6 protein-coding genes and 1 pseudogene are annotated in these 8,605 nt (G+C 76.2%); 1 reads left to right on the top strand and 6 read right to left on the bottom strand.

The window, feature by feature from the left end; genetic code table 11:
* The 5 genes and pseudogenes from IEX99_RS22375 to IEX99_RS05395 all read right to left on the bottom strand — a co-directional run.
* A pseudogene (locus IEX99_RS22375) lies at nt 1-220 on the bottom strand (hypothetical protein); the annotation flags it as partial.
* A 63-nt stretch (nt 221-283) separates the two neighbouring features.
* Nucleotides 284-682, bottom strand: coding sequence for a DsrE family protein (locus IEX99_RS05410; RefSeq protein WP_188899007.1), 399 nt, complete (start codon nt 680-682; stop codon nt 284-286).
* Complete coding sequence (locus IEX99_RS05405) at nt 679-1,521, bottom strand: HesA/MoeB/ThiF family protein (RefSeq protein WP_188899006.1); 843 nt, start codon at nt 1,519-1,521, stop codon at nt 679-681. The genes IEX99_RS05410 and IEX99_RS05405 overlap by 4 nt, the downstream gene beginning before the upstream one ends.
* 81 nt (nt 1,522-1,602) lie before the next feature.
* Complete coding sequence (locus tag IEX99_RS05400) at nt 1,603-2,604, bottom strand: Bug family tripartite tricarboxylate transporter substrate binding protein (protein WP_188899005.1); 1,002 nt, start codon at nt 2,602-2,604, stop codon at nt 1,603-1,605.
* A 112-nt stretch (nt 2,605-2,716) separates the two neighbouring features.
* Entirely contained in the window at nt 2,717-4,087 is a 1,371-nt protein-coding gene (locus tag IEX99_RS05395; RefSeq protein WP_188899004.1) for a cytochrome P450, read from the bottom strand.
* Between the two features lie 232 nt (nt 4,088-4,319).
* On the opposite strand from IEX99_RS05395, the gene IEX99_RS22755 reads away from it, so the two are divergent.
* Nucleotides 4,320-4,919 (top strand): OmpA family protein, encoded by a 600-nt coding sequence (locus IEX99_RS22755; protein WP_188899003.1) that lies wholly within the window; start codon nt 4,320-4,322, stop codon nt 4,917-4,919.
* A 38-nt stretch (nt 4,920-4,957) separates the two neighbouring features.
* Here IEX99_RS22755 and treS read toward each other — a convergent pair whose 3' ends face one another.
* Nucleotides 4,958-8,314 carry a maltose alpha-D-glucosyltransferase gene (treS, locus tag IEX99_RS05385; RefSeq protein WP_188899002.1) on the bottom strand — a complete coding sequence of 1,119 codons (3,357 nt, stop codon included), beginning with the start codon at nt 8,312-8,314 and terminating at the stop codon, nt 4,958-4,960.
* Nucleotides 8,315-8,605: the final 291 nt, after the last annotated feature.

The following is an 8,605-nucleotide window of genomic DNA, read 5'->3' as shown; positions in this document are numbered from 1 at the left end:
GCGGCGCCGCCGGACGCGACGGCGCCCCACCCGACACGGACGGCGCCGCGGGCGGCGGGGCGTCGAGCGGACGCGGCGGCGGCAGCGCCTGTCCGAAGCCGCCGAGACTCGACTGCGCCAGTGCCGAGGGCGGCGGCAGCGCCGCGGCCAGGCCGAACGCGAGCAACAGTGGGCCGAGCGCGGGCGACGCATGGAGTCGGGCGATCAGGCGACGACGCATGCGCCCTCTGTTCCCCTGTCCTCCGGCAGGGTCAAGCGCGCGATACGGGACCCGGGCACGCAACTACAGCGCGACGATCTGCCCCGCCCCGACGGCGCCGAGGAAGGTCACCACCCCGGCCACCTCCACGCCCTCGGCGAGCGGCGCCTCCGCCAGCCCCTCCGCCCGCAGCCCGGCCTCGCAGGCGATGCGCCGCACGCCGAGCTCCCCCGCGGCCTCGATCAACGCCCCGATCCCGGCCACCCCGCGCGCCGCCAGCGCCGCCTCGCGCGGGTCCGCCAGCAGATCGGCCGGCGTCGGACGCAGCAGCAGCCGGCACCCGGCATTCGTCGCGAACAGGATCGCCGGCCGGCCGATCGCTGCCGCCCCGGTCGCCAGCACCAGCGCGTAATGCGCCCGCTCGTGGCCGCCGGAGAGCAGCAGCACGCCGAGCGGCAGCGGGGCCCCGCCCGTCCCGCTCACGCCGCGCACGCCTCCGGCGCGCCGGAAGCCGCGGCGCGATGCGCCGAGAGGTCGCGGATCGTCGCCACCCCCTCCCCGCCGCACAGCGCGCAGGCGGGGTCGCGCGCCAGGCGCACGGTGCGGAAGCGCATGTCGAGCGCGTCCCAGATCAGCAGCCGCCCGGCGAGCGTCTCGCCGATGCCGAGCAGGCGCTTGAGCGCCTCCGTCGCCTGCAGCGTCCCCATCACCCCGGTGACCGCGCCGAGCACGCCCGCCTCCGAGCAGGTCGGCACCAGGCCCGGCGGCGGCGGCTCCGGATGCAGGCAGCGATGGCAGGGATAGGGCGCGCCGCGGTGCGATTCGAACACCGAGAGCTGCCCCTCGAAGCGCAGCACCGCCGCGGAGACCAGCGGCCGCCCGAGCAGGTGGCACGCATCGCCGAGCAGGAACCGGGTGCCGAAATTGTCGGTCCCGTCGCAGACCAGGTCGTAGCGCGGGATCAGCTCCTCCGCCGCGTCGGCGTCCATGCGCCGGGCGTGGGCCTCGACACGCACCTCCGGATTGAGCGCGGCGAGCGTCTCCGCCGCGCTCTCCGCCTTGTTGCGGCCGAGGCGCGCCGTCGTGTGCGCGATCTGCCGCTGCAGGTTGGAGAGTTCGAGCACGTCGTGGTCGATCACCCCGATGCGCCCCACCCCCGCCGCCGCGAGGTAGAGCGCGAGCGGCGATCCCAGCCCGCCGGCGCCGACGACGAGCACCGACGAGGCCCGCAGCCGCGCCTGCCCCACCGCGCCGACCTCGGCGAGCAGGATGTGCCGCGAATACCGGCGCAGCTCCGCCTCGGTGAAGTCGAGACTGTCCATCAGTCGAACATAGGACGCCGCCCCGGCGGGCAGAAGGCCCGGCGCGGGGCCGCTCGCCCCCGCCGCCGGCGGGCCGGCCCGTCAGCCGGTGGAATAGAGGTCGAGGGACTCCGCCATCTCCCGCCACTGCCGCAGGGTGCGCGCGACCGAGGCGCGGAAGGTCGCGGGATCCTCGTAGCCCGGAATCGTGTCGATCGCCCGCAGGCGGCGGATCGTCTCGGGGCTCTCCGCCACCTTCCGGAACACCGGCACCAGCCGGTCCAGCACCGCCTGCGGCACGCGGGCCGGCGCCATCAGCCCGTTGAAGCCCGAGAAGTCGAAGCGGCGCGAGTAGCCGAGCTCCAGCAGCGTCGGGACCCGGTCGGCGAGCGACGGCACGCGGTCCGGCCCGCCGGTCGCGAGCGGTCGGATGCGGCCCGCCCGCATCATCTCCCCCGCGGTGACGGTGCTGTGGAACCCCCCATGGAACTGGCCCGCGAGCAGGTCCTGCAGCATCGGTGCCTCGCCCCGGTAGGCCACGTGGGTCACGTCGAGCCCCGCCTCCTGCGCCAGCAGCAGCGCGAAGGCGTGGCCGGTGGAACCCTGCGCGTAGTTGCCGAACGACAGCGGGCGCCCCCGCCCCCAGGCGACGAACTCCGCGAGGGTCGTCACCGCGGCCGGCACCGCGGGCCCAACGCAGAAGGTGATCGCCGTCGTGCCGAGCCGGCCGATGAAGGCGAAGTCCTCGACCGGATCGTAGGGGAAGCGCCGCAGCACCACCGGCGCCTGGACGTGGGTGGTGATGTTGAAGAGCAGCGTGTAGCCGTCCGGCGCCGCCTTCGCCGCCGCCTCGGTGCCGATCAGCCCGCCGCCGCCGCCCCGGTTCTCGATGATGAGGGGCTGGCCGAGTTCCGGCTGCATCCCCTCGGCCACCATCCGCGCCCAGATGTCGGTGGCGCCGCCTGCCGGGAACGGCACGATGATGCGGATCGGGCGGCTGGGATACCCGGCGCCCCCCTGCGCGCCCGCCCGGCGCGAGGCGGCGAGCGCAGGCACGGACAGCGGCGCGACCGCGAGGCCGCGCGCCAGACTGCGGCGATGCATGGTCCCTCCCTGGAGCGGCTCGACCGCCCTCGCGCGCCGCCGCCCGTGGCGAGACTACCGGGCGGCCGATCGCCGCGGCAAGCCGGACGGCGCCCCCGCCCCGCCGCGGCGCTCAGCCCCGCACCGCCACCCGCAGCGGCATGCCCCCCGCGGGACGCAGCGTGAGGCGGCAGAACGGCCGCGGCGCGAAGCCCTCCGGCACGGCGAACGCGAGGCGGCGCAGCAGCACGGCGAGGAACACCTGCATCTCCGCCATGCCGAAGGCCGCGCCGGCGCAGACCCGCGGGCCGAGGCCGAAGGGCATGTAGGTGAATTTCGGCTGCCGCCGCGCCGCCTCCGGCAGGAAGCGCTCCGGCAGGAAGGCGTGGGGGTGCTCCCACCACGCCGCGTGGCGGTGCAGCAGCCAGGGCACGCACATCACCGTGTCGCCCGGCCGCAGCGACCAGCGCCGGATCCGGTCCGCGGCGAGCGCCTGCCGCGACAGCACCGCGACCGGGGGGTAGAGCCGCATCGCCTCCTGCAGCACCGCGCGCGTGAACACCAGCGGACCGAGCGCGTCCGGCCCCGGCGGCTCGGGCAGCAGGGCGACCTCGTCCCGCACGCGCCGCTCCGCCTCCGGATGCGCCGCGAGCAGGTAGAGCGTCCAGGTCAGGGTGTTGGCGGCGGTCTCGCTGCCGGCGAGCAGCAGCATCGCGATCTCGTTGACCAGCGCTGCGCCCTCGATCAGCCGCGTTCCGTCGCCCCGCCGCGCCTCCCGCACCGCCTCGAGCAGCGGCGGCCCCGCGCCTGGCGGCACGCCGGCGAGCAGACGCCCGATCAGCCCGCGGATCGCCGCCGCGTGCCGGCGCGCCGCGCGTCCCTGCGGGCTCGGCAGCCACGCCGGCAGGCCGAGCATGTGGAACAGGTCGAGGTTCTCCGCCGCCGCCTGATAGGCCGTAAAGGCGGAGGCGAGCGCCGCCGCATCCTCCCGCCGCGCCGCCGCCTCGCCGAACAGCGCGAGCATCACCACCCGCGCCGTCGCCGCCGCGAAGGCGGCGGAAAGCTCCACCGGGCCGGGCGCGGCGCGCGCCAGGTCCTCCGCCATCTCCGCCGCCGCGCGCAGGAACAGCGGGTGGAAGCGGTCGAGCCTCGAGGGATGCAGCTCCGGCCCGATCGCCGCGCGCCGCTCGGCCCAGACGGCGCCGTGGTTGATGAACAGGCTGTCGCCGATCACCGGCGCCAGGGCCTGCTCCATGAAGCGGCTCTTGCGCTGGTAGGTCTCGTGGCGCGCCACGAACACCTCGCGCACGACCTGCGGATGGTTGAGGACGAGCAGCAGGCGCCCGGGCATGCGGAAGGACATGACCTGGCGCCGGTACGCCTCCTCCGGGAACAGCGACAGCAGGTCGCCGCGTCCGCCGAGCAGGACGCGGAGGAAGGAGGGCGGGCGCGCCGCCGGCGCGGGCATGGGCGGGATCGGCAGGGCGGCCGCGGGCGCGTGCATCGCACATCCTTCTACCGCCGATCGCCGGGCAAGGCGATGCGCGCCCGCTTTCCGCGGGCGTCGCGCGCGCCCCGCCCGTGCGCCCCGCGGCATCGCCCCGACAGGGGCGACGACAAGGCGAAGGCCGCGGGCGCGGAGGCGGTCGGCGCCCGACGACGGCGTGCCCGGCGACGACCGCCGCGCGTGACCCGCCGGCGCGACTCGGATACCCTGCGCGCGGGAGGGCCACCGCATGATCCCGCATCACACCCGCCTCGGATCGGGCCTCCGCCGCCGGCTGGCGGTCGCCCTCGGCCTGGCGGTCCTCGGCGGCGCGGCATCCTCGCACGCCCAGGCACCGCCCGGCGCGCCCACGGTGGACCAGATCATCGAGCGCCTGAACCCGGAGAGCGCGACCCGCGGCATCCGCGTCCGCCCGCCGGCAGGCGGCGACGGCGCCGGCGTGGCCGCGCAACCGCGCGACACCACCGCGCCCGAGGGGGTGCCGGCGATCTCCCTCATGGTCCATTTCGCGACGGGCTCGGCGCGGCTGACGCCGCAGGCGGAGGCCGCGCTGGCGCCGCTCGGCCAGGCGCTGAACGCGCCCGCCCTCGCCGGATACCGCTTCCGGGTGGAAGGGCATACGGATTCGGTCGGCAGCGCCGCGTACAACCAGGGGCTTTCTGAGCGCCGGGCCGCCACGGTGCGCGACCACCTGGTGCGGCGCTTCAACATCGCCCCGTCCCGCCTCGAGGCGGTCGGCTACGGCGAGACCCAACTCCTCGTGCCGACGCCCGACGGGCACCCCGAGCCGCGCAACCGCCGGGTCCAGGTGATCAACCTCGGCCGCTGAGGGCGAGCGTCGCCGCCCGCCGGCGCGGCGGCTCGGGGCTACGCCCTCTCCGGCCCCGCCAGCCGATCGGCCAGCGCCGACAGGCCGCGCAGCGCCACGCCCATCCAGGCGGGGCGGCATTCGGCCTCGTGGGCGAGCTCGCAGGCTGCCCGCTCGACCAGGAACAGGTCGAGCAGCGCCGCCTCCGCCGCCGCCTGCTCCGCCGGATCGTCGCCCGCCGCCACCGGCGGCGCCGCCGCCCGCCAGGCGTCGCGGAAGGCGCGCTCGGCCTCGGCCCGCCAGCGGGCGATCAGGGCGACGCGGCGCTCCGTCGGCGCGGCGGTCGCGGCGCCCGAGGCTTCGGTCGCGCTCGCCACGTGCGCCGCGTAGTCGAGGCTCCGCAGCAGCCCGGCGACGTCGCGCAGCGGGCTCGCCTTTGCCCGCCGCTCCTCCAGCGGGCGCTCGGGCTCGCCCGCGAAGCCGGTGATCGCGGCGTCGCCATGCACGACCAGGACCCGGCCCAGGTGGAAGTCGCCGTGCACGCGGGTCAGCAGCGCCCCGCCGGCGGCGCGGGCGAGCCGCCGCACCGCGCGCTCCAGCGCCGCCCGGCGCGCCAGCAGCGAACCGGCGAGCGCCGCCTCCTCCGCGCCCGCTCCGCCGCGCCAGCCGGCCAGCCGGTCGAGCGCCGGGCCGAGGACGGCGAGCGCGCGCTCCGCCCACACCCGGCGCTCCGCCGCACCGGCGCGCTCCGGCGCGAAGGCGGGATCGTCGCAGGGCCGGGCGAGCAGCGCATGCATCTCGCCCAGCCGGCGTCCGACCGCGGCGGCGAAGACGCGATAGCCGGCGAAGGGGTCCTCCGGCACGGCATCGGTCAGTGCCACCTCGTCGACCGCGCGCGCCAGCCAGTCGAGCGTCCAGGCCCAGCCCTCGCCCTGGTTGCGCACGAAGCCCTGCGCCAGCATGAGCGTCGTCGGCGTCCCGTCGGGCGCGACGCGCACCGCCTCGCCGAGCAGCGGCGCGCAGCCGGCGTAGCCGAGCGCCGCCAGCCGTCCGGTCATCTCCGCCTCGGGGCTGATCCCCGGCCGCAGCCGCCGCATCAGCCGCAGCACCACCGCCTCGCCATAGACCAGCAGGGAGCCCGACCGCTCCGCCGCCAGCCGGCGCACCGCGGGCTCCGCCGGCAGCTCGACGGTGGCGAGCCGCTCCGTCGCGCGGAACCGGATCTCCCCCTGGTCGGTCGGCAGCACCGTCCCCGCGCGCATGCAGGCCAGCACCGCGCCGGGCAGCGCGTCGGCCGCGAAGGCGTCGGTCAGGATGCCGATGCGGCGGCCGAGCCGCATGCGCGCGAGGGCGAGCTGCTGCGCCGGCCCGCCCGCCACGCCGCCGTCGGCGATGCCCGCGAGCGGCAGGAAATAGGTCTCCGTCCGCCCGTCGGCGCGGGCGACCTCGAGCTCCGCCAGCGCGATCGTGCCCTCGGTGCCGGGCAGCGTCGCCGCGACGGTCAGGCGCACGGCGCCGGGCCGCACGGCCTCGGCCTGCGCCTCGCCGCGGGGAGCGGCGAACCAGCGCCGCTTCGGCAGCCAGGCGGGCAGCACCTCGCGCTCCAGCTCCTCGCGCACCTGCTCGCCGATGAACTCCGCGGCGCCGGGGCGGAGCACGATCGTCCGCAGTTCCGGCAGCGGCTCGGCGGGCGGCACGCGCCAGGACGGCAGGGCCTGCGGCGCGGCAGCGAGCCAGAACCAGAAGAACCCGTAGGGCGCGAGGGTCAGCCGGTAGGGCCGCTGCGCCTCGATCGGCGGGAAGTCGGTGCCGCCGAGCATCTCCACCGGCACCCGCCCGGCGAATCCGGCGAGGTCGAGCTCGACCGCCTGCGCCGCGCGGGAGAGGTTGAAGACGCAGAGGATGCAGTCGCCCTCGTGCTCGCGCACATAGGCCAGCACCTTGCGGTTCTCCGGGTAGAGCAGTCGCATCGCGCCGCGGCCGAAGGCGCGGCTGCGCTTGCGCAGCGCCAGCATGCGCCGCATCCAGTTGAGCAGGCTGTGCGGGTCGCGCGCCTGCGCCTCGACGTTCACCGCCTGGTAGCCGTACAGCGGGTCCTGGATCGCCGGCAGCACGAGCTGCGCCGGGTCGGCGCGCGAGAAGCCGCCGTTGCGGTCCGGCGACCACTGCATCGGCGTGCGCACCCCGTCGCGGTCGCCGAGGAAGATGTTGTCGCCCATGCCGATCTCGTCGCCGTAGTAGATCACCGGCGTCCCCGGCAGCGACAGCAGCAGCCCGTTCATCAGCTCGATCCGCCGCCGGTCGCGCTCGAGCAGCGGCGCGAGGCGGCGCCGGATGCCGAGGTTGAGGCGGGCGCGCCTGTCGGCGGCGTAGGTCGCCCACAGGTAGTCGCGCTCGCGGTCGGTGACCATCTCGAGCGTCAGCTCGTCGTGGTTGCGCAGGAAGATCGCCCACTGGCAGCCCGCGGGGATCTCCGGCGTCTGGCGCAGGATGTCGGTGATCGGGAACCGGTCCTCCTGGGCGATCGCCATGTACATCCGCGGCATCAGCGGGAAGTGGAACGCCATGTGGCATTCGTCGCCGTTGCCGAAGTAGGGGAGCATGTCCTCCGGCCACTGGTTGGCCTCGGCGAGGAAGATGCGCCCCGGGTGGCGCTCGTCCATCGCGGCGCGGAGCTTCCTGAGCACCTCGTGCGTCTCGGGCAGGCTCTCGTTGCTCGTGCCCTCGCGCTCCACCAGGTAGGTCACGGCGTCGAGGCGGAACCCGTCCACCCCGATGTCGAGCCAGAACCGCATGGCGCCGATCATCTCGCGCAGCACGCGCGGGTTGTCGTAGTTGAGGTCCGGCTGGTGGCTGTAGAAGCGGTGCCAGTAGTAGGCCCCGGCCACCGGGTCCCAGGTCCAGTTGGAGGTCTCGACGTCGCTGAAGATGATGCGGGTGCCGGCGTAGCGGCGGTCGGTGTCCGACCAGACGTAGTAGTTGCGCCACACCGATCCGGGCCTGGCGCGCCGCGCCCGCTGGAACCAGGGATGCTGGTCCGAGGTGTGGTTGATCACCAGGTCGGCGAGCACCTTGAGGCCGCGCGCGTGCGCCTCGCGCACGAAGCGGCGCGCGTCGGCGAGGGTGCCGTAGTCGGGATGCACGCCGCGGTAGTCGGCGACGTCGTAGCCGTCGTCGCGGCGCGGGCTGGGGTAGAAGGGCAGCAGCCAGACCGTGTCCACGCCGAGCCCGGCGATGTAGTCGAGCTTCTGGATCAGGCCCGCGAAGTCGCCGACGCCGTCGTCGTTCGAATCGAAGAAGCTCTTGACGTGGAGCTGGTAGATGACCGCGTCGCGCCACCACTGCGCCTCGCGCTCCGCGGGGGCGGGCGCCGCCTCGGCTGGCGCCTGCCGGCGCCGCTCCCGACGCGGCGCCATCAGGCGGCACCCGGCGCGGCGCCGGCGGCCGCGCGGCAGGGGCGCGCCGCGAGAGGCGCGCCCGACCTGCGCCCGCCCGGCCGGGCGGGGCCGGCGGCGCGGCGCCCGACCGCCGTCGAAGCGAACCTTCTGGCTGGAATACCCTGGCGACAGACCATCGTCGGACCCGATCCAGATCGTGAGCCCCGGCGCGACGCGCGCCGCCGGGCAGCGCATGTGGCGCGGACCGGAGAGGGATGGCGACCACACCCGCAACGGCGCGCCCGTGGGACGCGGCGATGCCGACGCCCC

The sequence above is a fragment of the Caldovatus sediminis genome, assembly GCF_014644455.1.
GTDB lineage: Bacteria > Pseudomonadota > Alphaproteobacteria > Acetobacterales > Acetobacteraceae > Caldovatus > Caldovatus sediminis.
Note: the sequence above shows the minus strand (reverse complement) of the source record. Positions and strands in the feature narration are given on the sequence as shown.

What these genes read in the sequence shown, in the direction of transcription:
- IEX99_RS05405 (WP_188899006.1), bottom strand. Translation starts at nt 1,521, where the DNA reads ATGGACAGTCTCGACTTCACCGAGGCGGAGCTGCGCCGGTATTCGCGG.
- IEX99_RS05400 (WP_188899005.1), bottom strand. Translation starts at nt 2,604, where the DNA reads ATGCATCGCCGCAGTCTGGCGCGCGGCCTCGCGGTCGCGCCGCTGTCC.
- IEX99_RS05395 (WP_188899004.1), bottom strand. Translation starts at nt 4,087, where the DNA reads ATGCACGCGCCCGCGGCCGCCCTGCCGATCCCGCCCATGCCCGCGCCG.
- IEX99_RS22755 (WP_188899003.1), top strand. Translation starts at nt 4,320, where the DNA reads ATGATCCCGCATCACACCCGCCTCGGATCGGGCCTCCGCCGCCGGCTG.
- treS (WP_188899002.1), bottom strand. Translation starts at nt 8,314, where the DNA reads ATGGCGCCGCGTCGGGAGCGGCGCCGGCAGGCGCCAGCCGAGGCGGCG.